This window comes from Bradyrhizobium sp. USDA3516 (genome assembly GCF_057651995.1).
In genome coordinates this window covers 703,787-725,070 of the sequence record NZ_JBYGYN010000002.1, presented here as the reverse complement: position 1 = coordinate 725,070, position 21,284 = coordinate 703,787, and the positions used below count along the sequence as shown (strand labels likewise).

Sequence of the window (21,284 nt, the reverse complement as noted above, 5' to 3'; positions counted from 1 at the left end):
CAGAGTCCTTGGAAGATGGATGGCCGGGTCGAGCCCGGCCATGACGAGATTCATCTGATGACACCACCCGTTTTCCGATTTGCCCCGAGCCCGAACGGCTTCCTGCATCTCGGCCACGCCTATTCCGCGCTGCTCAATTTCGACCGAGCGCGCGAGTCCGGCGGCCGATTGCTGCTGCGGATCGAGGACATCGACGCGACGCGCTGCCGGCCGGACTATGAGACGGCGATCTACGAGGATCTCGCCTGGCTCGGGATTGCCTGGGAGACACCGGTGCGGCGTCAATCCGAACATCTCGCCGATTATCGCGCTGCGCTGGACACGCTTTCTGCGCTCGGTCTCGTCTATCCCGCCTTCGAGAGCCGGGCCGAGATCGCAAGGCTGGTGGCGGCGCGCGAGGCCGACGGGCCGTGGCCGCGCGATCCCGACGGCGCGCCGCTTTATCCGGGCAAGGCCAAATCGCTCCCGGCTGACGAGCGCGCAAAGCTGATTGCCTCGGGCGCGCCCTATGCGCTGCGGCTCGACATGGCGGCCGCCTGCCGCCGCGTTGCCGGCCTGAGCTGGAACGAGCTCGGCGAGGGGCCGGACGGCGAGTCCGGCATGGTCCCGGCGCGGCCGGAGGCCTGGGGCGATGTCGTCCTGGCCCGCAAGGAGACGCCGACCAGCTACCATCTCTCGGTTGTCGTCGACGACGCGCTTCAGGGCGCCAGCGAGATCGTGCGGGGGCAGGACCTGTTTTACGCCACGTCGGTGCACCGCCTGCTCCAGGTCCTGCTCGGCCTGCCCCAGCCGGCATACCGCCATCACCGGCTGATTCGCGATGAAGCGGGTCGGAAGCTGTCGAAATCGACCCGCTCGACGGGTCTGCGCGAATTGCGCACGGCCGGCCTCACGCCTGCCGCGATCTGCCGGCTGGTGGGATTAGGTTAAGTTTCTCTGGGGGTTAGCGAAACGTCGCCGTGACTCCGGGCGTTCCTCCGTGCCATGCTTGGCCAGCGCGGGGTTCGAAGAGGGTACTTCGAAGGGGATTCATGGCGGCGAAGACGCGTCCAGTGCGCACCACCCGGACGTCCAGGCGGCGGCCGCTTCGGAAGCGACCCAAGGCGGCCGGCCGGCTGCGCAAGAGCAGCACCAAGGCGGTCGCGCCGGATGTCGTCCAGGCGGCGCTGGCCGCTTTTGCCCATGAGGTCCGCACCCCCCTCACCGGCATTCTCGCGATCAGCGATCTGCTCGCGACCTCCGATCTCGGCGAGCGGGAGCGGCGCTGGGCCGACACCATCAAGGCAGGCGCCGAGCATCTGGCGAGCCTCGCCACGCTGTTCGTGGATGCTGCCAAAACCGAGAAGGGCGCCAGCACGCCGCGGCAGGACCTGTTCGATCTCAAGGCGCTCGCCCGCACCGCCGGCGATTCGCTGGCCGGCCGCGCCGCGGCCAAAGGTCTCCAGGCCAAGATCGAGATCGCCGACAAGATCCCCGGGCTCGTGGTCGGTGATTCCGTCCGCCTGCGCGCTGCGCTCGAGAACCTGATCGACAACGCCGTGAAATTCACCGACGAGGGCGGAGTGGCCCTCGCGGTCGCGCCGTGGCGTCCGGCCAAAGGTAAAGCAAAGCGCAAAGCAAAGGCCACGGTGGGCGTCGCCTTTGCTGTGTCCGACAGCGGCATCGGCCTGACCATGGCCGAGATCAAGCGGCTGTTCCGCCCGTTCACCCAGGCCAATGTCACCATTGCCGCACGCTTCGGCGGTGCCGGCTTGGGGCTCTCCTCGGTCAAGCAATTGGCGCGTGCGATGGGCGGCGACATCACCGTCGCTCCGCGCCGGGGTGGCGGCGCCACCTTCACATTGACGGTGTCGCTGGACTCGGCGGGACGGGGCAAGACCCGCAAGGCAAAGGACGGCAGCGAGCCCGAGGCGGTGGCTGCGCTTCGCGTTCTCAGCGTCGAGGACAACCCGTTCGGCCGCGTCGTGCTCAACACCATCCTGACCGAGCTCGGCCATCATGCCGAGTTCATCGGGCGTGGCGAGGACGCCGTGAACCGGCTGGAGCAGGGCGCGTTCGACGCGGTGCTGATGGACATGGTGCTGCCGGGCATCGACGGCATCGAGGCTATCAGGCGGATTCGCAGGCTGACGACGCCGCTGGCTCAGATCCCGATCATCGGCGTGTCCGGCCGCAGCGAGGACGAGGCCGCCTCTCGCGAGGCCGGCGCCGACGCCTTCCTGGTCAAGCCTGTGTCTCCGCGGGCTTTAGCGACTGCGCTGCTTGAAGCGACACGCCGTGAGGAAGCCGCGACTTGATGATCGCGGCGTTCAGCTCGCCGCCGTAAACGAAGATCGCGGCGATGAAGTACAGGAACACCAGCGCGATGATCACCGAGGCGAGGCCCGCATACATCGTCACGTAATTGTTGGCAAAGCGCGCGAGATATTGTCCGAACACGATACCTGATATCAGCGACGCCACGATGGTGAAGATGATGCCGGGCAGGATCTGGAAGAAGCTGCGCCGCCCCGCCGGCAGCCAGGCATGCAGGATGATCAGCGCCACCACCAGCGCGCTGATGGTGATGCCGTAGCGCAACCAGGTGAGGATGCTTTCGTTGGATTCCACGAACAATGGAATGTGGCGCCGAGCGGCCTCGATAATGAGAGGACCGAGCACGATCAGGAACGCCATGGCGAGCGCGGTGAAGGCCGCAATGATCGTATAGGCGATTGATTCCAGCCGGAGCCAGTACCAGCTTCGCATCTCCACCACCGCATAGGCGCGGTTGAGCGCGACCCGCAGCGCCTCGACGCCGTTCGAGGCGAAATAAACCGACAGCGCTGCGCCGATGGTCAAAAGGCCGGTCCGGGTGGTGGTCAGCACGTCATGCACCTCGCCCGAAATTGAATCGGCGACTTGCTTGGGCCAGACCTGGAGCATCAGGCTGGCGGCCTGGTCGGCGAGTTCCTTGGAGCCGAAAAAGCCGGCGAGCGCGGTCAGCACGATCAGGAATGGGAACAACGCCATCAGCGTCGACAGCGCGATGTGGCTCGCGATCGCCCAGCCGTCATCGGCGAGGAACGTGTAGAACGCGTCCTCAACGACGCAGTAAATGTAGCGGATGGCTTTCACTTGGCACCTAGATCGCTGCTCTCTCCCTCTGCACGTAGGGAGAGGCCAGGAGAACAAGCAATGGGCGCAAATCGAAAAATCATCGCGCTACCATCTGATATTCTTGGCCCAAAAGCCAGTTCGCGAAGCGCCGCGCCGTCATTCCGGGCTCGATGCGTCGGGCCTCGCTGCGCTCGGTCCCCCGCATCGCCCCGGAATGACGAGCTGGAGATGGCGGACCGGCACACACGGTGTTATCTACCCTCAAATGGCATCTTTCCTGAGTACTTTCATCCTGCCGGCCGCAGCCGGCGCCGTGGCGCTGGTGCTGCTGCTCGGGCTTATCAACATGATGCGCGGCGGCTCGCCCAACACCTCGCAGAAGCTGATGCGCTGGCGCGTGCTGCTTCAGTTCGTGGCGATCATCGTCGCGATGCTCGCGGTCTGGGCAATGGGACGCTGATCATGGTCGTACTTAATCGCATCTACACGAAGACTGGTGACGACGGCACGACGGCGCTCGGAACCGGCGAGCGGCGTCCGAAATACGATCGGCGCATCGAGGCCTATGGCACCGTCGACGAGACCAACGCCGCGATCGGCGTGGCCAGGCTCCACACCAGGGAGACGCCCGAGCTCGACGCGATGCTCGGCCGCATCCAGAACGATCTGTTCGATCTTGGTGCCGATCTCGCGGTGCCGGAGCGGCAAGACAAGGACAAAGGCAAGGCCGAGCGGCTGCGGGTGGTGGCGAGCCAGGTCGAGCGGCTCGAGCGCGACATCGATGCGCTCAACGACAAGCTCGCGCCGCTGACCTCCTTCGTGCTTCCCGGCGGCACGCCGGCCGCGGCCCACCTCCATGTGGCGCGCACGATATGCCGCAGGGCGGAACGCGTGATCGTGGAACTGGCGGCCCAGCCCGGCGAGCCGGTCAGCGCGGCTGGCATCCAATATATGAACCGCCTGTCCGACTTTCTCTTCGTGGCCAGCCGGGCCGTGAACGGCAATGGTGCCGGCGACGTGCTCTGGGTTCCCGGCCAGAACCGCTGACCCATCGCGCTCGGCGCATTTCAGAAGGCCGAAATTAGGCCCGTTCGCGCGTTGACCGGGGCAGATCAGGCCTTTAGGTTCCGCGCCAGTTGATAACCCCCCTCCCAGATTGAGTGAAAGAGGATCGATGAAGGTCTTAGTGCCGGTAAAGCGGGTGGTCGATTACAACGTCAAGGTCCGCGTCAAGGGCGATGGATCGGGCGTTGAACTCGCCAACGTCAAGATGTCCATGAACCCCTTCGACGAAATCGCTGTCGAGGAAGCGCTGCGCCTGAAGGAAGCCGGCAAGGCCACCGAGGTCGTGGTGGTCTCGATCGGACCGGCGCAGGCGTCCGAGACGATCCGCACCGGTCTTGCCATGGGCGCCGATCGCGGCATCCTGGTGAAGGCGGACGGCACCGTCGAGCCGCTCGCCGTCGCCAAGATCCTGAAGAAGGTTGCGGAAGAAGAGCAGCCGGGCCTGATCATTCTCGGCAAGCAGGCGATCGACGACGACTCGAACCAGACCGGCCAGATGCTGGCCGCGCTGCTCGGCTGGTCGCAGGCGACCTTCGCCTCCAAGCTCGAGGTCGAAGGAAGCGACTTCAAGGTTACGCGCGAAGTCGATGGCGGTCTCCAGACCGTGAAGCTGAAGGGGCCGGCGATCGTCACCACCGATCTCCGCCTCAACGAGCCACGCTACGCCTCGCTGCCAAACATCATGAAGGCGAAGAAAAAGCCGATCGCGGAGAAGACCGTCGCCGATTACGGCGTCGACATCGCCGCGCGCCTCGAGGTTCTGAAGACGACTGAGCCCGCGGGCCGCAAGGCCGGCGTCAAGGTCAAGGACGTCACCGAGCTGGTGTCGAAACTCAAGAACGAAGCCGGGGTGCTCTGATGACGACGCTTCTGATTGCCGAACACGACAACGCGTCGCTCAAGGACGCCACCAACAAGGCCTTGACCGCGGCAGCCGCGCTTGGCGCGGATGTCGAAGTGCTGGTTGCCGGCCAGAACGCCAAGGCTGCAGCGGATGCCGCTGCCAAGCTCGCTGGCGTGAAGAAGGTGCTGCTCGCCGACGGCGACCTCTACGCGCACGATCTCGCCGAGCCGCTGGCCGCGCTGGTGGTGTCGCTGGCGTCCGGCTATGACGCCATCGTCGCGCCGGCGACCTCCCGCTTCAAGAACGTGATGCCCCGCATCGCCGCTCTGCTCGACGTCATGCAGGTCTCGGAGATCACCAAGGTGGTCGCGCCCGACACCTATGAGCGTCCGATCTATGCCGGCAACGCCATCCAGACGGTGAAATCGAAGGACGCCAAGAAGGTCATCACGGTCCGCACCTCGACCTTCGCTGCAGCAGGCGAGGGCGGCAGCGCCCCGGTCGAGACCGTGGCGGCGGCCGCCGATCCGGGCCTGTCGACTTTCGTCGGTGAGGAAGTCGCCAAGAGCGATCGTCCCGAGCTGACCTCGGCCAAGATCATCGTCTCCGGTGGTCGCGCCATGCAGAGCCGGGAGAACTTCGCCAAGTACATCGAGCCGCTCGCGGACAAGCTTGGGGCCGGTGTCGGTGCCTCGCGCGCCGCGGTGGACGCCGGCTATGCGCCGAACGACTGGCAGGTCGGACAGACCGGCAAGGTCGTGGCCCCCGAGCTTTACGTCGCGGTCGGCATTTCCGGCGCCATCCAGCATCTGGCCGGCATGAAGGACTCCAAGGTGATCGTTGCGATCAACAAGGACGAGGACGCGCCGATCTTCCAGGTCGCCGATTATGGCCTGGTCGCCGATCTCTACCAGGCGGTTCCGGAGCTAACGGACGAACTCGGCAAGCTCGGCAAGTAAAAGGCATCGAAAACACCGGCCGGAGGTATAAACTCCGGCCGGTGTTGCATTTCTGAGGCGTTTTCTTTGGCGTGGGGCGCGCCTTCGAAGCGATCCAATCTAGGTTTCGAGCCAAGGTTCTGATTAAATCGGTCCTCCCGGCTCGGGGGATAGGCAGGCGCGACATGCGCGCCGTTCCGGTGGATGACATTATGGCGGCAGTGATCAAGAAGGTCGGCGTGATCGGCGCGGGTCAGATGGGCAATGGCATCGCCCATGTTGCGGCGCTCGCCGGCTTCGACGTGGTGCTCAACGACGTTTCGGCCGACCGCCTCAAGTCGGGCATGGCCACTATCAACGGCAATCTGGCGCGCCAGGTCTCCAAGAAGGCCGTCACCGAGGAGGCCAAGACCAAGGCGCTGTCGCGCATCACGCCCGCCGAGAAACTCGACGACCTCGCCGATTGCGACCTCGTCATCGAGACCGCGGTCGAGAAGGAAGAGGTCAAGCGCAAGATCTTCCACGAGCTCTGCGCCGTGTTGAAGCCGGAGGCGATCGTCGCCTCCGATACGTCGTCGATCTCGATCACGCGCCTCGCAGCCGCCACCGACCGCCCGGAACGCTTCATCGGCATTCATTTCATGAATCCGGTGCCGTTGATGGAACTGGTCGAGCTCATCCGCGGCATCGCCACCGACGACGCCACCTTCGAGACCGCCAAGGAATTCGTCGGCAAGCTCGGCAAGCAGGTCGCGGTCTCCGAGGATTTCCCCGCCTTCATCGTCAACCGCATCCTGCTGCCGATGATCAACGAGGCGATCTACACGCTGTATGAAGGCGTCGGCAACGTCGAGGCGATCGACGCGGCGATGAAGCTCGGGGCGCATCATCCGATGGGCCCGCTCGAGCTGGCCGATTTCATCGGCCTCGATACCTGCCTCTCCATCATGCAGGTGCTGCACGAGGGGCTGGCCGATTCCAAGTACCGCCCGTGCCCGCTGCTGGTGAAATACGTCGAGGCCGGCTGGCTCGGCCGCAAGACCCAGCGCGGCTTCTACGATTACCGCGGCGCCAAGCCGGTGCCGACGCGCTGACGCGATCTGTCCTGTGACATTTCATGTCGCGTTAACCTCTCGCGTCTAGGTTACGGCCGGTACGAGGGTTCGCGTAATGGACATGATGGCAATGGTCAGCACCGTGCTGGCCGCACAACAAGGCGCGCTGCAGTCGAATATCGCGGCGACGCTGACCAAGCAGAACGCGGACATGGAGAAATCCACCGTCCTGACGCTGCTCGGCGCCGGCCAGCCCTCGCTCGCCAATGTCGCCCCTGGCGTCGGCGGCAATCTCAACGTGACAGCATAATCCCTCAAAGTGCGGCGGCGGCCTTGCCTGTTGCTGCCCGGATCAGCTTGAGCGCGTCCTCGCTCGCCCATTCCGCCGGTCCCGCGATCGTCGCGATCTCGCAGCCCTGCGGGTCCACCAGCACCGAGGTGGGCATGCCCAGCGCCCGTCCCACGACTTTAAGATCCTGAAAAACCTTGGCTTTGTGGTCGCTGAAATAGCCGAGCCGGCTCAGATTGGCCTCTTTCAGGAAGGTTTTCGGCTTCTCGAGGTCGCGGGTGTCGATGTTGATCGCCACCACCTCGAAATTCGGGCCCGACAGCTTGCCCTGGAGCTCGTCCAGCGCCGGCATCTCCTTGCGACAAGGCACGCACCAGGTCGCCCAGAGGTTCACCAGCAGGGTCTTGCCGCGGAAGTCGGACAGCTTCTTCGGCTTGCCCTCGGAATCCTCGAAGGCAAGGTCGGGCAATCTCAAGGGGGCGCTCGCCATGGTCAGCGCCGCCACCTCGCCATGGGCGAGCGGGGCGATCCTCGAGGCCGTCGCGACCGCCGGCTTGCAGGTCGGATCGCCTGACGGCGCCCGGCTCAGGCCGAACCCGTACAGCGCGGCGAAGCCCGCCACCCCGACGATCGCAACAGTGGCGATGACGAGGGGGATGCGGCGCGTGGCGGAGGGCTTCGGGTCGAGCATATCGTTTGTCATCCGGTCGCAGATATGGCTATCAGGGGCCTCTTAATACGGCTGGCCGCGGCCAGCAAACGTGCGGCAAATCAGGCGTGAGCAGGGGATCATGAGCAACAAGATGTGGGGCGGCCGGTTCTCGGAACGCCCCGACGAGATCATGGAAGAGATCAACGTCTCCATCGACGTCGATCGTCACCTCTTCGCCCAGGACATTGCCGCGTCCAAGGCCCACGCCGCGATGTTGGCCAATCAGGGCATCATCACGGCTTCTGATGCGAAAAATATCGGCAAGGGTCTAGACACAATCCTGTCAGAGATCGGCAAGGGCGGCTTCGAATTCAAGCGCGCGCTCGAGGACATTCATATGAATGTCGAGAGCCGCCTGTCCGAGCTGATCGGCCCCGCCGCCGGAAGGCTGCACACCGCGCGCTCGCGCAACGACCAGGTCGCCACCGACTTCCGTCTGTTCGTCCGCGACGTCATCGACGAGACCGATGCCGCGCTCGCCGCGTTCCAGCAGGCCCTGGTGGACCGCGCGCTGGAGCACGCCGCAACCGTGATGCCCGGCTTCACGCATCTGCAGACGGCGCAACCCGTCACTTTCGGCCATCACCTGCTGGCCTATGTCGAGATGGCCGCGCGTGACCGCGGCCGCTTCCAGGACGCCCGCAAGCGGCTGAACGAATCGCCGCTGGGCGCGGCTGCGCTCGCCGGCACCTCGTTCCCGATCGACCGCCACGCCACCGCGAAGGCGCTTGCCTTCGACCGGCCGATGGCAAACTCGCTCGATGCCGTCTCCGACCGCGACTTCGTGCTGGAGACGCTGTCGGCCGCCTCGATCTGCGCCGTCCACATGTCGCGCTTTGCCGAGGAGATCGTGATCTGGACCTCGCCGCTGGTCGGCATGATCCGGCTCAGCGACAAGTTCACTACGGGATCCTCGATCATGCCGCAGAAGCGCAACCCTGACGCCGCCGAGCTGGTGCGGGCCAAGACCGGCCGCGTCATCGGCGCGCTCAACGGCCTCCTGATCGTCATGAAGGGCCTGCCGCTCGCCTATCAAAAGGACATGCAGGAGGACAAGCAGGGCGCCATGGAGGGATTTGCCGCGCTGTCGCTGGCAATCCGCGCCATGACCGGCATGGTCCGAGATCTCGTTCCGGACGAAGCCAAGATGAAGGCGGCCGCGGGCGAGGGTTACGCCACGGCGACCGACCTTGCCGACTGGCTGGTGCGGACGCTGAAGATGCCGTTCCGCGAGGCCCACCACGTCACGGGCCGCATCGTCGCCAAGGCCGCCGAGGGGGGCGTCGCGCTGCACGAGCTGCCGATCAAGGAAATGCAGGCGATCGAGCCCAAAATCACCAAGGACGTGCTCGGCGTGCTCTCGGTCGAATCGTCGGTGAAGAGCCGCACCAGCTTTGGCGGCACCGCGCCGAAGAACGTGACAGCTCAGGCTAAGGCCTGGGCGAAGCGGCTGGAAAAAGAGCGAAAATTGGGCTGAGGGCAAAATTTCGCTTATGTTTCATGGTCATCCGGCTCTCGCCAGAACGCGCCAATCTCTGTATGGTGCGCCGCGCGTAGTGGGGATTTCGTCGTGACGTCAAAGTTTCGCCCGGCCGGCTCGGGGTGGGCCATCATTGTCTTGAGCCTGACGGCGCTCGCGCTTGCCGGTTGCGGCCGCAAGGGCCCGCTGGATCTGCCGCCGACCGCCTCCAACACGTCCTCGGCCACGGGCGCCGCGCCTGTCGAGCCCGAGACCGCGGCCCAGAAGGCGCCGAGCCTGTTCGAGCCCACCGCGAGCGCGGATGCCGCGCCCGCGGCTGCCAAGGGCCGGAAGAAATCGTTTATTCTCGACCCGCTCCTGGACGAACCTCCCGGCAGGAAATAAGCCGGCACAACCGAGCCTGCGCCATGAATCATTTCGACTATCGCAACGGCGTGCTGCACGCCGAGGCGGTGAACCTGTCCGAGCTGGCCGCCACTGTCGGCACGCCGTTCTATTGCTATTCGACCGCGACGCTGGAGCGGCACTACCGCGTCTTCACCGAGGCCTTTGCCGGCGAGAAGGTGCTGGTTTGCTACGCCATGAAGGCGAACTCCAACCAGTCGGTGCTGCGGACGCTGGCCAAGCTCGGCGCCGGCGCCGACGTGGTTTCGGGCGGCGAGTTGAAGCGCGCCTTGGCGGCCGGCATTCCCGCCAGCAAGATCGTCTTCTCCGGCGTCGGCAAGACCGAGGCGGAGCTGCGCGCGGCGCTGGCCGCCGACATCCTCTGCCTCAATGTCGAATCCGAGCCGGAGCTCGAGCTGCTGTCGCGCCTCGCCACCGAGATGGGCAAGACCGCGCGCATCTCGCTCCGCGTCAATCCCGACGTCGATGCCGGCACGCATGCAAAAATCTCCACCGGCAAGTCCGAGAACAAGTTCGGCATCCCGATCGTGCATGCCCGTGAGGTCTATGCGCGCGCCGCGAAGCTGCCCGGAATCAAGGTGACCGGCACCGACGTGCATATCGGCAGCCAGATCACCGATCTCTCCGGCATGGAGACCGCGTTCCGCATCCTCTCCGAATTCGTGCAGACGCTGCGCGCGGACGGCCACGACATCAGCCACGTCGATTTCGGCGGCGGTCTCGGCATTCCCTACTACATGGACCGCGAGGCGCCGCCGGCGCCCGCCGCCTACGCCGCCATGGTCAAGCGCGTCAGCCACAATCTCGGCTGCACGCTGATGTTCGAGCCGGGCCGCATGATCGTCGGCAATGCCGGCATTCTCGTCGCCAAGGTGATCTATGTGAAGCATGGCGACGGCAAGAACTTCGTCATCATCGACGCCGCCATGAACGACCTGATCCGCCCGACGCTGTACGAGGCGCATCACGACATTCTGGCGGTGACGCAGCCCGCCAAGGGCACCGCCACGATTCTGGCCGATGTCGTCGGCCCGGTCTGCGAGACCGGCGATTATCTCGCCCTCGACCGCACGCTGCCGACGCCCGCGCCCGGCGATCTCCTCGCCATCATGACCGCCGGTGCCTATGGCGCCGTGCAGGCCGGCACCTACAACACCCGGCCGCTGGTGCCCGAGGTGCTGGTGAAGGGTGACCAATACGCCGTGGTGCGCCCGCGCATCGAGGTCGAGCAGCTGATTGCAATGGATACGCCGGCGCCGTGGCTGTGAGGCCGCCACCAAAACCTGAAAAACAACCCCATGCACAGTAGACTGGGGGTTTCGCAATGATGCTTGGTCGTCAGGCAAAACCGCTTGAACTGTCGGGCAAATTCGCCACGACCGCGCTATTTCGCTGAACGTCAGTTGTTTCCGCCTACGATCACACCCGCCTTCTTCTCGATCGGCTTGATCGCCGCGGTGAAATCGGACTCGGCGCCTTCCGCGCTGATGACCGTTTCCCACAACCGCCCAACCGCGTCGGCGACCTCCATCGACAGGCCGAGCTGCTTCATCTCCTCCAGCGCCAGCCGCACGTCCTTCACCATCAATCCCGTGGCGAAGCCGAAGTCGAAGGTGCGCGGCAGCACCGCGCGCGGAAACTTGTCGCGGCTCGCCGTGTTCATGCCAGACCCCGCATTGATGACGTCGATCATCACGGCGGGATCGAGCCCGGCCTTGACGCCCATCACCACGGCTTCCGACGTCGCCACGATCGCGGTGGCCGACAGGAAATTGTTGGCGAGCTTCATGGTCTGCGCCGCGCCGGGCTTCTCGCCGATGAAGAACACCTTTCCGATCACCTCGAGCGCAGGCTTGAGCTGCTCGAACTCGGCTTTCGGACCTGACACCATCACGGCCAGCGTGCCCTTCTCCGCGCCGCCGACGCCGCCGGAGACGGGACAATCGATCTGCACGATGCCGCGCTTTGCGAGCAGGCCGTGAATCTTCGCGGCCATCGCCGAGCCGACCGTTGAGAGATCGACGAAACGCTTGGCGCGCTTGCCCTCGATCACGCCGCCAGCGCCGGTGGCAACGTCGAGGGAAGCCTGCAGCGAGGGCAGGCTCGCCATCACGGTCTCGACCTGGTCGGCGACGTCCTTCGGCGACGACGCGGCAATGGCACCGCGCGCGACCAGATTGCCCGTAACTTCCTTGCGCGTGTCGAATACGACGAGCCTGTGCCCCGCCTCGATCAGCCGCCGCGCCATCGGGAAACCCATGTTTCCGAGCCCGATGAATCCGATGTCCATGGTGTTTCTGCCTCCTCCGCGTCATTGCGAGGAGCGAAGCGACGAAGCAATCCAGTCTTTCTCCGCGGATAGATTCTGGATTGCTTCGCTTCGCTAGCAATGACGGTGCACTACGTTGAATGCTTGTTGTTGGTCTCACGCCTTCCCGTCGATCTCCGCGAACACCTCGCGCGCGATGCGGAAGCTGTCGACCGCAGCGGGCATGCCGCCATAGATCGCGACCTGCATCAGGATCTCGCGGATCTCCTCGCGGGTGACGCCATTGGTCAGCGCGCCCTTCAGATGCGCGCGAAACTCGTGCTGACGGTTGAGGATCGCGATCATGGCGATGTTGAGCATGCTGCGGGTCTTGCGCGGCAGCTCCTCGCGGCCCCACACCGTGCCCCAGCAATATTCGTTGAGCATCTCCTGGAACGGGCGGTTGAAATCGTCGACGTTCTTCAGGGCGTTGTTGACATAGGCCTCGCCCAGCACCGCTTTGCGGACTTCCAGGCCCTTGTCGTGCATCTTCTTGTCCATGGCGTTTCCTTCGTTTCCCTCGAGATTGGCGCGCGGAAATTACGGGGTTGCACCCGGCCAGTCACGTCCTCGTGTTATGCGGGAAAAGGAGGCTCTCCCGTACAGGAACGGATGCCTCAGTGCTGCCGTTGTGATAGGCTCTGCTCTACCGGGCAACCTGGAGAGTTGATTGAACGGCCTCACCCCCGAGCCGTCAGACCCGATCCGCAACAGTGACGCGCTGTCGCGGCTGAAGCTGGCGCAGGCCCTTGATCGGGCGACTTATGCCATCGCGTGGGAGCGTGCCTGGCCCAATGCGGCGCGCCTTCTGACCGTCGTCGGCCTGTTCCTGGTGGTGTCCTGGGCCGGCCTTTGGCTGGCGCTGCCGTTCACGGCCAGGGCCGTCGGCCTCGCCCTTTTCGCCGTGATCGCGGCGGCTGCCCTGTTCCCGCTGATTCGCTTCCGCTGGCCGAGCCGCGAGGAAGCGCTCGCCCGGCTCGACCGTGGCTCCGGCATCCGGCACCGCCCGGCCACCACGCTCACGGACACACTGACCTCGCAGGACCCGGTCGCGCAGGCGCTTTGGCAGGCGCAGCGCGAGCGGACGCTCGCCTCCATCAAGCGCATCCGCGCCGGTGTGCCGCAGCCCCGGCTCGCGCTTCACGACCCCTGGGCGCTGCGTGCCCTCGTCATGGTGATGCTGGTTGCGACCTTCTTTGCCGCGGGTGACGAGCGAGCAATGCGCCTTGGCGCCGCCTTCGACTGGAACGGGGTGCTGGCGCCGGCCAACGTTCGCGTCGACGCCTGGGTCACGCCGCCGCTCTACACCGGCAGGCCGCCGGTGATCCTGTCGGCCGCCAACAAGGAAGCTGCGGCATTGCCCGCCGGCGGCCCGCTCGCCGTTCCCGCCGGCTCGACCTTGATCGTGCGCTCCTCCGGCGGCAACCTGGATGTCGCCGTCTCGGGCGGCCTCAAGGAGGTCGCCCCGACTGAAGCCAGCCCCCAGGGGACCAACGAAAAGCATTTCGCGATTTCGGGCGACGGCACCGCGCATGTCCGGGCGCCCTCCGGCCAGCCGCAATGGGCCTTCGCCGCCACGCCGGATCGTCCGCCGACGATCGCGCTCGCCAAGGATCCGGAGCGCCAGGCGCGCGGCGCGCTCCAGCTCTCCTACAAGATCGAGGACGATTACGGCGTCACCGGCGCCGAGGCCAAATTCGCCCCGCGGTCGACCGATGCCAAAGATGGTGCCAAGGATGGCCCTAAAGATGGTCCGAAGGCCGCTGGCGGCGATGGCGACAGCAGGACGGCGCCGCGGCCGCTGTTCCAGCCGCCGCAATTCCCGCTCGCGCTGCCGAACGCGCGCACCCGCAACGGCGTCGGGCAATCCGTGAAGGATCTCAGCGAGGATCCCTACGCCGGCGCCGAGGTCACGCTGACACTCGCGGCCAAGGACGAGGCCGGCAACGAGGCCACCAGCGAGCCGTTCAACATGCGCCTGCCCGAGCGGCTCTTCACCAAGCCGCTGGCCCGCGCCTTGATCGAGCAGCGCCGCATCCTCGCGCTCGACGCCAACAAGAATTCGGACGTCTATGCCGCGCTCGACGGGCTGATGATCGCGCCCGAGATGTTCACGCCGGAGGCTGGACAATATCTCGGCCTGCACAGCGTGGCCCGGCAGCTCGAAGCGGCGCGCACCGACGATGCCCTGCGCGAGGTCGTGGCGAGCCTGTGGGCGCTTGCGGTGACGATCGAGGACGGCAAGATCTCCGACGTCGAGAAGGCGTTGCGCGCGGCCCAGGAAGCGCTGAAGCAGGCGCTGGAGCGCGGCGCCAGCGACGAAGAGATCAAGAAGCTCACGCAGGATCTGCGTCAGGCGCTGAACGATTTCATGCGCCAGCTTGCCGAGCAGTTCCGAAACAACAATGACCCGCAGCAGCTGGCGCGGCCGCTCGATCCGAACACCAAGGTTCTGCGTCAGCAGGATCTGCAGAACATGATCGACCGGATGGAGCGCCTGTCGCGCTCCGGCGACAAGGATGCGGCCAAGCAGTTGCTCGACCAGCTCCAGCAGATGCTGGAAGGCCTGCAGATGGCGCAGCCGGGGCAGTCCGGCGAGAGCGACATGGAGCAGGCGCTCAATGAGCTTGGCGACATGATCCGCAAGCAGCAGCAATTGCGCGACAAGACGTTCAAGCAGGGCCAGGATTCCCGGCGCGATCGCTCGCGTGGCAAGCAGCAGCAGGGCGATCAGTCCATGTCGGAGCTGCAGCAGGACCAGCAGGGACTGCGCGACCGCCTGAAGAAGCTGCAGGACGAGCTCGCCAAGCGCGGCCTCACCCAGAAGGGGCAGAAGGGTCAGCAAGGCCAGCAGGCACAGAAGGGCCAGAAGGGTCAGCAAGGCGAGCAGGGCCAACCCGGCCAGAACGGTGACCAGGACAGCGACCAGGGCGATGACGGCAGCCTGGATGCGGCCGACGGTGCCATGGGCGATGCCGGATCAAAGCTCGGCGAGGGCAATGCCGACGGCGCCGTGGACTCGCAAGGCAAGGCACTCGACGCCATGCGCAAGGGTGCGCAGAAGATGGCCGAGGCGATGCAGCAGGGTGATGGCGACGGCCAGGGCGACGGCCCCGGCCAGCGCGCCGGCCGTCAACAGAGCGGCGGCAACCAGACCGATCCGCTCGGCCGGCCGCTGCATGGGCGCGAATATGGCGACGATTACACGGTCAAGATTCCCGGCGAGATCGACACCCAGCGTGTCCGCCGCATTCTCGAAGAGCTCCGCCGCCGTCTCGGCGATCCGTCGCGGCCGCAGATCGAGCTCGATTATCTCGAGCGGCTGCTGAAGGAGTTTTGAGGGACGGCTCAGTTCTCGTAGCCCGGATGAGCGCAGCGACATCCGGGGCAGTGTTCCCGCATACCGCTGCGCTGATGCGGGCTGGGATCGCGCCACAGTTTTCGTCATTGTGAGCGCAGCGAAGCAATCCAGAGTCTTTCCGCGACGGCAGTCTGGATTGCTTCGCTGCGCTCGCAATGACGATGTGGGGATACCGCCGACGCTAGCCCTTCTTCGCCGCCAGCGCATCGGCGACCGCCGTGCGGATATCCGCGACCGAGAACGGCTTGGTCACGACGTCGTGCACCAGCGCGTTCAGGTTCGAGGCGCGCTCGCGCTGGTCGGCAAAGCCGGTCATCAGCAAGATGGTCAGGTCGGGGAAATCGCGCGCGACGGAGAGCGCCAGCGCGATGCCGTCCATCACCGGCATCTGGATGTCGGTGAGCAACAGGTCGAAGGCGCCATCCTCGCGGGTCAGGATCTCCAGCGCCTCGGCACCGTCCTGGGCGGTGACGGTCTCGTGGCCGTCCATGGCGATGGCGCGCGCGACCAGCGTGCGCATCGAATCCTCGTCGTCGGCGATCAAGATTTTCGGCATGAGACGAACCTCGGGATAAACGCCCTTGCGAGGGCGATTATACGCTGCCGCCGGCAATGTCGCGCCGGTTGAAGAAACGAACATCGATGTTGCGGCCCTCCGGCGGCGGTGAGGCGAGGCGCGAGCGGAAGAAGGCGCGCTCACCCGGCCGCAGCACGGTCTGCTCAAGTACCGCATTCCAGGCATAGATCTCCGCGCCCTGAGCGTCGCGCACGGCAAAGCGCAGCCGCGGAATGTCGAGCGGCTTCTTGCCCTCGCCGACGATCACGCCCTCGATCACCAGCACCTGCTTACCGTCCACGGTCTCGCTGGAGAGCTTGACGTCCTTGAAGGCGAGACCCCGCAAGTTCACCTCGAGCCCGACCATTTTGTAGAACGCTGCCGTCTGGGGCAGCAGCCGCACCACGTCGCCACGCCAGAGCACCAGTGCCAGCACCAGCGCGCCCATCGCGGCGCAGGCGGTCGGCAGGCCAAGATAGGATTTGCGCGGCACCGCAGCGGCGACCGGGTGGCTTACCCGCGCGCCGCGGCGGGGGAACAGGCTTCGGAACCAGGATTGGTGCTGCGCGCCGACGGCCTCTTCTTCGGCCTGCCGGGCCGCTGCCGACCATTCGTCCTCGGTTTCGTGGGCCTGCTCATCCGGCCAGTCGCTGGCGATCGAGGGGCTGTCGATGACGGGCGCATCAGCGGCGCCGTCGTCCTTGGCATAGGAGTTCCATTGTTCGGCGAGGTCGGACTGGTCGTCGGCTCGGCTGGCCGCGGCCATGGCCGGAACGGACGCCTCCTCGATGGCATCCTCGGCGTGGGCGATCCAGGTCTCCTTGCAGCGGGAGCAGCGGACCGCCCGCCCGTTCGCCCCAAGGCTCGCGAGCTTGATGGCGTAGGATGTCATACAATGGGGGCAGACGATATGCATGGACGAGCCTTGATGCATGAACGAAGGTCTTGGTGAACGAAGGTCTTGGACTGGTCTTGACGATGCCACGATCGCACAGAACCGGGCGCCCTTTATGCTACTGGGCGACCGTTAACGAACCGGAAACCATAACGGCGGCAAAACCCGTTGATCGCGTATGGCGGAGCTCCGCAATGCGGCCTGCGCCCCCTCTCGAACGGAGCTGAGCTTGGTTCGGTTCGAAAATGTCGGTTTGCGTTACGGACTGGGGCCGGAGATCCTGCGCGACCTCAGCTTCCAGATCCCGGCGCATTCCTTCCAGTTCCTCACCGGACCGTCCGGTGCCGGCAAGACGTCCCTGCTGCGCCTGTTGTTCCTGTCGCATCGACCGACGCGGGGCCTCGTCAACCTGTTCGGCCACGACGTCTCGCAGCTCGGGAAGGACGAGATCGCAGACCTGCGCAAGCGCATCGGCATCGTGCTCCAGGATTTCCGCCTGCTCGATCACATGACGACCTATGAGAATGTCGCGCTGCCGTTCCGCGTCATGGGCCGCAGCGAGTCGAGCTACCGGAAGGAGGTGATCGATCTGTTGCGCTGGGTCGGCCTCGGCGACCGCATGGACGCGCTGCCGCCGATCCTGTCGGGTGGCGAGAAGCAGCGCGCGGCGATCGCGCGCGCCGTGATCTCGCGGCCGCAGCTGTTGCTCGCGGACGAGCCGACCGGCAGCGTCGATCCGACGCTCGGCCGCCGCCTGCTGCGACTCTTCATCGAGCTCAACAAATCAGGCACCGCCGTCATCATCGCCACCCACGACATCGGCCTGATGGACCAGTACGAAGCACGGCGGCTGGTGCTGCACCAGGGACGGCTGCACGTCTATGAGTAGGCTGGACGAGCGCGGCGTGCTGGTCGATCTCGGACAGGAGCGTCCGCAGCTTCCGGCCAAGGCGCGCAATATGTCGCCGATCGTGCCGCGCGCCTCGATCCACGGCAGAGCACTGCTCGCGGTCGTCGCCATCATGACGTTCCTGGCCTCGATGGCTACGGGCACGGTGCTGCTGGTCAGTGCCTCCGCCGCCGAATGGCAGTCGGACGTCGCGAGCGAAATCACCATCCAGGTTCGTCCGCAGGCCGGCCGCGATCTCGAGCGCGACACCGTAGCCGTGGCGGAAGCGATGCGCACGCAAGCCGGCATCGTCGAGGTCAAGCCGTTCACCAGGGAGGAGAGCGGCAAGCTGCTCGAGCCCTGGCTCGGTACCGGCCTGTCGATGGACGATCTGCCTGTGCCGCGCATGATCATCGCACGCGTGCAGCCGGGAACGCCGCTCGATCTCGGCGCCTTGCGCGCGCGCGTGACGCAGGTCGCCCCTAGCGCCAGCGTCGACGATCACCGCGCCTGGATCGAGCGCATGCGCATGATGACGAACGCCATCGTGCTGGCGGGCCTCGGCATCCTCGCGCTCGTCATCGTCGCAACCATCATCTCGGTGTCGTTCGCGACCCGCGGTGCCATGGCGGCGAACCGTCCGATCGTCGAGGTGCTGCATTTCGTCGGCGCCGGCGACCGCTACATCGCCAATCACTTCCTGCGTCATTTCCTCAGGCTGGGCCTGGAGGGCGGCGTGATCGGCGGCGGCGCCGCCATGCTGATGTTCGGCTTCTCCGAGTCCATCGCAGGCTGGTTTTCCGGGACCCCCGTCGGCGACCAGTTCGCCGCGCTGCTCGGCACCTTCTCGCTGCGCCCCTCCGGCTACGTCGTGCTCGCGGTTCAGGCCGTCCTGATCGGCGCCATTACCGCGATCGCCTCGCGCCAGACGCTGTTCGCGACATTGAACGACGTCGACTAGGCTTGCTAAACCGGACTCCACTTCGCCTCAAAACGTCATAAAATCAGATCGGGAAGGGATCACCGACATCGCATGACCTCAAGGGCCGACGAACGATCGCCGAAACTGCCGCGCGGCTGGCTGCGCGCGGCAATCGTTTCGACGATCGCGCTCGCCTTCGTCGGCGCGGCCGCGGGCTTCGTTGCATTCCTGTCGCAATTGCGCGGCGCCGAGACGGTGCCGGACCGCAAGGCGGACGGCATCGTGGTGCTGACCGGCGGCTCCTCGCGGGTATCGGACGCGATGGAGCTGCTCGCTGCCGGCTACGGCAGGCGGCTCCTGATTTCCGGCGTGCATCCGACCTCGACGGCGAGCGACATCTCCCGCACCTTGCCGGAGAATCAGTCCTTCATGACCTGCTGCGTCGACCTCGACCGCACCGCGCTCACGACCCGCGGCAACGCGGCGGAGGCGCGGCGCTGGGCCGAGGGGCGCCGATTTACGTCTCTGATCGTGGTCACCTCGAACTATCACATGCCGCGCGCGCTGGTGGAATTCTCGCATGCGATGCCACAGACGACGCTGATCCCGTTCGCGGTGGTCGGTGAAAAATGGCGCGAGGAGCCGTGGTGGATCTCGGGCTCGACGCTGCGGCTGCTCCTGTCCGAATACGTCAAGTACATTGCGGCCGAGCTCAGGGTGCGGCTGGAGGATTTCGGGATTGACCTTTGGCCCGAGATGTCGGAGCAGCCTGCAGGTCAGCAACCGAAGCGGCCCGCCACCGCACAGGCCAATTGATCGGACCATCGATGTTCCTGATTTTCCTGCGATCGCTCGTGTTCAACGTGCTGTTCTACGCCGTGCTGGTCCTTCTCGCGATCGTTGCGCTGCCGACCTTTGCATTGCCGCCGCGCGCCATGCTCACGGTGGCGCAATGGTGGGCCAAGGCGACGCTGGTCCTGATGCGCGTGGTCTGCAACATCAGGGTGGAATTCCGCGGGGTGGAGAAGATCCCGACAGGACCGCTGCTGATCGTGGCCAAGCATCAGTCGTTCTGGGAGACCTTCGTGCTGCCGGGTTTCTTCAACCGGCCGATCTTCATCCTCAAGCGCCAGCTGATGCAGATCCCGGTGTTCGGCCAGTTTCTGGTCAAGACCGGGATGATCGCGATCGACCGCAATGCCGGCGTGAAGGCGCTGCTGGACATGACGCGTCGCGCGCGCGAGGCGGTGCGCAGTGGAAAGCAGCTCGTGATCTTTCCGGAAGGCACGCGCCGCGCGCCCGGCGCTGCGCCCGACTACAAGACCGGCTTCGCGCAGATCTACTCCTCCTGCGGCGTGCCGTGCCTGCCGGTCGCACTCAATTCCGGCCTGTTCTGGCCGCGCCGTACCTTCATGCGCTACCCCGGCACGCTGGTGGTCGAGTTTCTCGAGCCGTTGCCGCCGGGCCTGCCGAAGGACGAATTTCTCGCACGCGTGCAAGCGGCGATCGAGGATGCGACCACTCGCCTCGTCGAAGCGGGGCGGAAGGAGCAGGAGCAGTTGATCGGCTCGGCGCCGAGTTACGCGCCGACGGGCTAAAGCGCAATGAAATGAGGCTTGATCGCGCAACGACGGAGGTGCGCTCCCTCTCCCGCTTGCGGGAGAGGGTGCTTCCGCAATGGGACAGTCTCCAAGAGGAGAAAGCCCTCACCCGGCGCGCGGGACGATGCTTCGCATCGCCCGGACGCGCCGACCTCTCCCGCAAGCGGGAGAGGTGAACGAGCCGCGACAATCGATTCAACCTAAGGCCATTCTGCTTTAGCGGCTTTCGCGATCTTGGTCCCGATCCGCCGCGTGCAGGGAATGCGCATCACCATGCAGCATCAATGCAAGCTGATGCAGCTGCGTGTCGCGAAAGCCTTCGGCCTCGATCGCCTTCACCGTCGCGGTGACGTAGTCGCGGTTGGCGCCGGACTGACCATGGCCCTGGACGACATGGCGATGCTGCTCGGCGAGCGAGAGGCGGCCGGCATATTGCACATGGCCGCGGTCGACGACGTAGGCGAGCGCGGAGACGCGCTGACGCGCGTCGTTCTCCAGCCACACCGAGCGCATCACCTCGCGATAGACCGAGGTGACCTGCTCGCGCGCGCGCAAATATGCAACCACCTCGGCCCGGTTCTTCTCGGCGACGCGGAAAGCGATGCCGCGGCAGGCGCCGCCGCGGTCGAGGCCGAGCACCAGGCCCGGCTTCTCCGGCGTGCCGCGATGCACGAAGGAATAGACGCAGAGCGCGCGGTGCTCGCCGACCAGCCGTGCCGGGACGCGCTCCTCGAAGTCGAAGCCCGGCCGCCACATCAGCGAGCCGTAGCCGAACACCCAGAGGTCGCCCTTGGCTGTGGTGACGGAGGGGAGGGTGATTTCGGACATTTCGGGGACGGCTACCAGAACCCTGCGCCCAAGCGAA

General features: G+C 65.8%; 23 protein-coding genes. 16 read left to right on the top strand and 7 right to left on the bottom strand.

Annotated features, from left to right (window positions below; translation table 11 throughout):
* The first annotated feature begins 57 nt into the window (after positions 1–57).
* Both gluQRS and AC24YW_RS09250 read left to right on the top strand, forming a co-directional pair.
* Positions 58–930, top strand: a complete 873-nt coding sequence (gene gluQRS, locus AC24YW_RS09255; RefSeq protein ID WP_487482424.1) for a tRNA glutamyl-Q(34) synthetase GluQRS — start codon at positions 58–60, stop codon at positions 928–930.
* 101 nt (positions 931–1,031) lie between these two features.
* Positions 1,032–2,297 (top strand): ATP-binding protein, encoded by a 1,266-nt coding sequence (locus AC24YW_RS09250; RefSeq protein WP_487482423.1) that lies wholly within the window; start codon positions 1,032–1,034, stop codon positions 2,295–2,297.
* Here the strand turns inward: AC24YW_RS09250 and AC24YW_RS09245 are convergent.
* Entirely contained in the window at positions 2,224–3,117 is an 894-nt protein-coding gene (locus tag AC24YW_RS09245) for a YihY/virulence factor BrkB family protein (RefSeq protein ID WP_487482422.1), read from the bottom strand. The genes AC24YW_RS09250 and AC24YW_RS09245 overlap by 74 nt on opposite strands.
* 247 nt (positions 3,118–3,364) lie before the next feature.
* Here AC24YW_RS09245 and AC24YW_RS09240 point away from each other — a divergent pair, with 247 nt between their 5' ends.
* The 6 genes from AC24YW_RS09240 to AC24YW_RS09215 all read left to right on the top strand — a co-directional run bounded on the left by AC24YW_RS09240 (position 3,365) and on the right by AC24YW_RS09215 (position 7,311).
* The gene (locus AC24YW_RS09240) at positions 3,365–3,559 is read left to right on the top strand and encodes a twin transmembrane helix small protein (RefSeq protein WP_036020744.1); all 195 of its coding nucleotides are present in this window, start codon (positions 3,365–3,367) and stop codon (positions 3,557–3,559) included.
* 2 nt (positions 3,560–3,561) lie between these two features.
* Positions 3,562–4,146, top strand: a complete 585-nt coding sequence (locus AC24YW_RS09235; protein WP_487482421.1) for a cob(I)yrinic acid a,c-diamide adenosyltransferase — start codon at positions 3,562–3,564, stop codon at positions 4,144–4,146.
* A 127-nt stretch (positions 4,147–4,273) separates the two neighbouring features.
* Positions 4,274–5,023: an electron transfer flavoprotein subunit beta/FixA family protein gene (locus AC24YW_RS09230; protein ID WP_487482420.1), complete on the top strand. Its 750-nt coding sequence runs from the start codon at positions 4,274–4,276 to the stop codon at positions 5,021–5,023.
* Positions 5,023–5,967, top strand: a complete 945-nt coding sequence (locus AC24YW_RS09225; RefSeq protein ID WP_487482419.1) for an electron transfer flavoprotein subunit alpha/FixB family protein — start codon at positions 5,023–5,025, stop codon at positions 5,965–5,967. The genes AC24YW_RS09230 and AC24YW_RS09225 overlap by 1 nt, the downstream gene beginning before the upstream one ends.
* Before the next feature lie 191 nt (positions 5,968–6,158).
* Positions 6,159–7,040, top strand: coding sequence for a 3-hydroxybutyryl-CoA dehydrogenase (locus AC24YW_RS09220; RefSeq protein WP_487482418.1), 882 nt, complete (start codon positions 6,159–6,161; stop codon positions 7,038–7,040).
* Between the two features lie 76 nt (positions 7,041–7,116).
* Positions 7,117–7,311, top strand: coding sequence for a hypothetical protein (locus tag AC24YW_RS09215; protein ID WP_487482417.1), 195 nt, complete (start codon positions 7,117–7,119; stop codon positions 7,309–7,311).
* A gap of 4 nt (positions 7,312–7,315) precedes the next feature.
* On the opposite strand, the gene tlpA is transcribed toward AC24YW_RS09215, so the two are convergent.
* A complete protein-coding gene (tlpA, locus tag AC24YW_RS09210) occupies positions 7,316–7,981 on the bottom strand; it encodes a thiol:disulfide interchange protein TlpA (protein WP_487482602.1) in 666 nt (221 codons plus the stop codon).
* Positions 7,982–8,081: 100 nt separating this feature from the next.
* Here tlpA and argH point away from each other — a divergent pair, with 100 nt between their 5' ends.
* The 3 genes from argH (at position 8,082) to lysA (ending at position 11,155) form a co-directional block, all read left to right on the top strand.
* Positions 8,082–9,479: an argininosuccinate lyase gene (gene argH, locus AC24YW_RS09205; protein WP_487482416.1), complete on the top strand. Its 1,398-nt coding sequence runs from the start codon at positions 8,082–8,084 to the stop codon at positions 9,477–9,479.
* 93 nt (positions 9,480–9,572) lie between these two features.
* Positions 9,573–9,866 (top strand): LPS translocon maturation chaperone LptM, encoded by a 294-nt coding sequence (gene lptM / locus AC24YW_RS09200; RefSeq protein WP_487482415.1) that lies wholly within the window; start codon positions 9,573–9,575, stop codon positions 9,864–9,866.
* A 23-nt stretch (positions 9,867–9,889) separates the two neighbouring features.
* Entirely contained in the window at positions 9,890–11,155 is a 1,266-nt protein-coding gene (lysA, locus tag AC24YW_RS09195; protein ID WP_487482414.1) for a diaminopimelate decarboxylase, read from the top strand.
* Positions 11,156–11,286: 131 nt separating this feature from the next.
* Here lysA and AC24YW_RS09190 read toward each other — a convergent pair whose 3' ends face one another.
* The gene (locus AC24YW_RS09190) at positions 11,287–12,177 is read right to left on the bottom strand and encodes an NAD(P)-dependent oxidoreductase (RefSeq protein WP_487482413.1); all 891 of its coding nucleotides are present in this window, start codon (positions 12,175–12,177) and stop codon (positions 11,287–11,289) included.
* 135 nt (positions 12,178–12,312) lie between these two features.
* Positions 12,313–12,696, bottom strand: a complete 384-nt coding sequence (locus tag AC24YW_RS09185) for a carboxymuconolactone decarboxylase family protein (protein WP_028134137.1) — start codon at positions 12,694–12,696, stop codon at positions 12,313–12,315.
* Between the two features lie 169 nt (positions 12,697–12,865).
* On the opposite strand from AC24YW_RS09185, the gene AC24YW_RS09180 reads away from it, so the two are divergent.
* On the top strand, positions 12,866–15,535 hold the full coding sequence (locus tag AC24YW_RS09180) for a TIGR02302 family protein (protein ID WP_487482412.1): 2,670 nt from the start codon (positions 12,866–12,868) through the stop codon (positions 15,533–15,535).
* A gap of 202 nt (positions 15,536–15,737) precedes the next feature.
* Here the strand turns inward: AC24YW_RS09180 and AC24YW_RS09175 are convergent, their stop codons facing one another.
* Together AC24YW_RS09175 and AC24YW_RS09170 are read right to left on the bottom strand one after the other, a co-directional pair.
* Positions 15,738–16,112 (bottom strand): response regulator, encoded by a 375-nt coding sequence (locus AC24YW_RS09175; protein WP_487482411.1) that lies wholly within the window; start codon positions 16,110–16,112, stop codon positions 15,738–15,740.
* Between the two features lie 37 nt (positions 16,113–16,149).
* Positions 16,150–17,028 (bottom strand): MJ0042-type zinc finger domain-containing protein, encoded by an 879-nt coding sequence (locus AC24YW_RS09170; protein ID WP_487482410.1) that lies wholly within the window; start codon positions 17,026–17,028, stop codon positions 16,150–16,152.
* Between the two features lie 208 nt (positions 17,029–17,236).
* Between AC24YW_RS09170 and ftsE the strand changes: the two genes are divergently transcribed.
* The 4 genes from ftsE (at position 17,237) to AC24YW_RS09150 (ending at position 20,416) form a co-directional block, all read left to right on the top strand.
* Positions 17,237–17,896: a cell division ATP-binding protein FtsE gene (ftsE, locus tag AC24YW_RS09165; RefSeq protein ID WP_100232574.1), complete on the top strand. Its 660-nt coding sequence runs from the start codon at positions 17,237–17,239 to the stop codon at positions 17,894–17,896.
* On the top strand, positions 17,889–18,857 hold the full coding sequence (locus AC24YW_RS09160; RefSeq protein WP_487482409.1) for a cell division protein FtsX: 969 nt from the start codon (positions 17,889–17,891) through the stop codon (positions 18,855–18,857). Before ftsE ends, AC24YW_RS09160 begins: the two co-directional genes overlap by 8 nt.
* A gap of 72 nt (positions 18,858–18,929) precedes the next feature.
* The gene (locus AC24YW_RS09155) at positions 18,930–19,634 is read left to right on the top strand and encodes a YdcF family protein (protein ID WP_487482408.1); all 705 of its coding nucleotides are present in this window, start codon (positions 18,930–18,932) and stop codon (positions 19,632–19,634) included.
* Positions 19,635–19,645: 11 nt separating this feature from the next.
* Positions 19,646–20,416, top strand: coding sequence for a lysophospholipid acyltransferase family protein (locus tag AC24YW_RS09150; protein ID WP_487482407.1), 771 nt, complete (start codon positions 19,646–19,648; stop codon positions 20,414–20,416).
* 219 nt (positions 20,417–20,635) lie between these two features.
* Here the strand turns inward: AC24YW_RS09150 and AC24YW_RS09145 are convergent, their stop codons facing one another.
* A complete protein-coding gene (locus tag AC24YW_RS09145; RefSeq protein ID WP_487482406.1) occupies positions 20,636–21,247 on the bottom strand; it encodes a gamma-glutamylcyclotransferase in 612 nt (203 codons plus the stop codon).
* Positions 21,248–21,284 lie beyond the last annotated feature (37 nt).

Coding starts and splice junctions, on each gene's coding strand:
- AC24YW_RS09225 (WP_487482419.1), top strand. CDS start 5,023: ATGACGACGCTTCTGATTGCCGAACACGACAACGCGTCGCTCAAGGAC.
- AC24YW_RS09190 (WP_487482413.1), bottom strand. CDS start 12,177: ATGGACATCGGATTCATCGGGCTCGGAAACATGGGTTTCCCGATGGCG.
- AC24YW_RS09150 (WP_487482407.1), top strand. CDS start 19,646: ATGTTCCTGATTTTCCTGCGATCGCTCGTGTTCAACGTGCTGTTCTAC.
- AC24YW_RS09170 (WP_487482410.1), bottom strand. CDS start 17,028: ATGCATATCGTCTGCCCCCATTGTATGACATCCTACGCCATCAAGCTC.
- lysA (WP_487482414.1), top strand. CDS start 9,890: ATGAATCATTTCGACTATCGCAACGGCGTGCTGCACGCCGAGGCGGTG.
- AC24YW_RS09240 (WP_036020744.1), top strand. CDS start 3,365: ATGGCATCTTTCCTGAGTACTTTCATCCTGCCGGCCGCAGCCGGCGCC.
- AC24YW_RS09155 (WP_487482408.1), top strand. CDS start 18,930: ATGACCTCAAGGGCCGACGAACGATCGCCGAAACTGCCGCGCGGCTGG.
- gluQRS (WP_487482424.1), top strand. CDS start 58: ATGACACCACCCGTTTTCCGATTTGCCCCGAGCCCGAACGGCTTCCTG.
- AC24YW_RS09145 (WP_487482406.1), bottom strand. CDS start 21,247: ATGTCCGAAATCACCCTCCCCTCCGTCACCACAGCCAAGGGCGACCTC.
- AC24YW_RS09230 (WP_487482420.1), top strand. CDS start 4,274: ATGAAGGTCTTAGTGCCGGTAAAGCGGGTGGTCGATTACAACGTCAAG.
- AC24YW_RS09220 (WP_487482418.1), top strand. CDS start 6,159: ATGGCGGCAGTGATCAAGAAGGTCGGCGTGATCGGCGCGGGTCAGATG.
- AC24YW_RS09215 (WP_487482417.1), top strand. CDS start 7,117: ATGGACATGATGGCAATGGTCAGCACCGTGCTGGCCGCACAACAAGGC.
- AC24YW_RS09185 (WP_028134137.1), bottom strand. CDS start 12,696: ATGGACAAGAAGATGCACGACAAGGGCCTGGAAGTCCGCAAAGCGGTG.
- argH (WP_487482416.1), top strand. CDS start 8,082: ATGAGCAACAAGATGTGGGGCGGCCGGTTCTCGGAACGCCCCGACGAG.
- AC24YW_RS09175 (WP_487482411.1), bottom strand. CDS start 16,112: ATGCCGAAAATCTTGATCGCCGACGACGAGGATTCGATGCGCACGCTG.
- AC24YW_RS09235 (WP_487482421.1), top strand. CDS start 3,562: ATGGTCGTACTTAATCGCATCTACACGAAGACTGGTGACGACGGCACG.
- tlpA (WP_487482602.1), bottom strand. CDS start 7,981: ATGCTCGACCCGAAGCCCTCCGCCACGCGCCGCATCCCCCTCGTCATC.
- AC24YW_RS09250 (WP_487482423.1), top strand. CDS start 1,032: ATGGCGGCGAAGACGCGTCCAGTGCGCACCACCCGGACGTCCAGGCGG.
- AC24YW_RS09160 (WP_487482409.1), top strand. CDS start 17,889: ATGAGTAGGCTGGACGAGCGCGGCGTGCTGGTCGATCTCGGACAGGAG.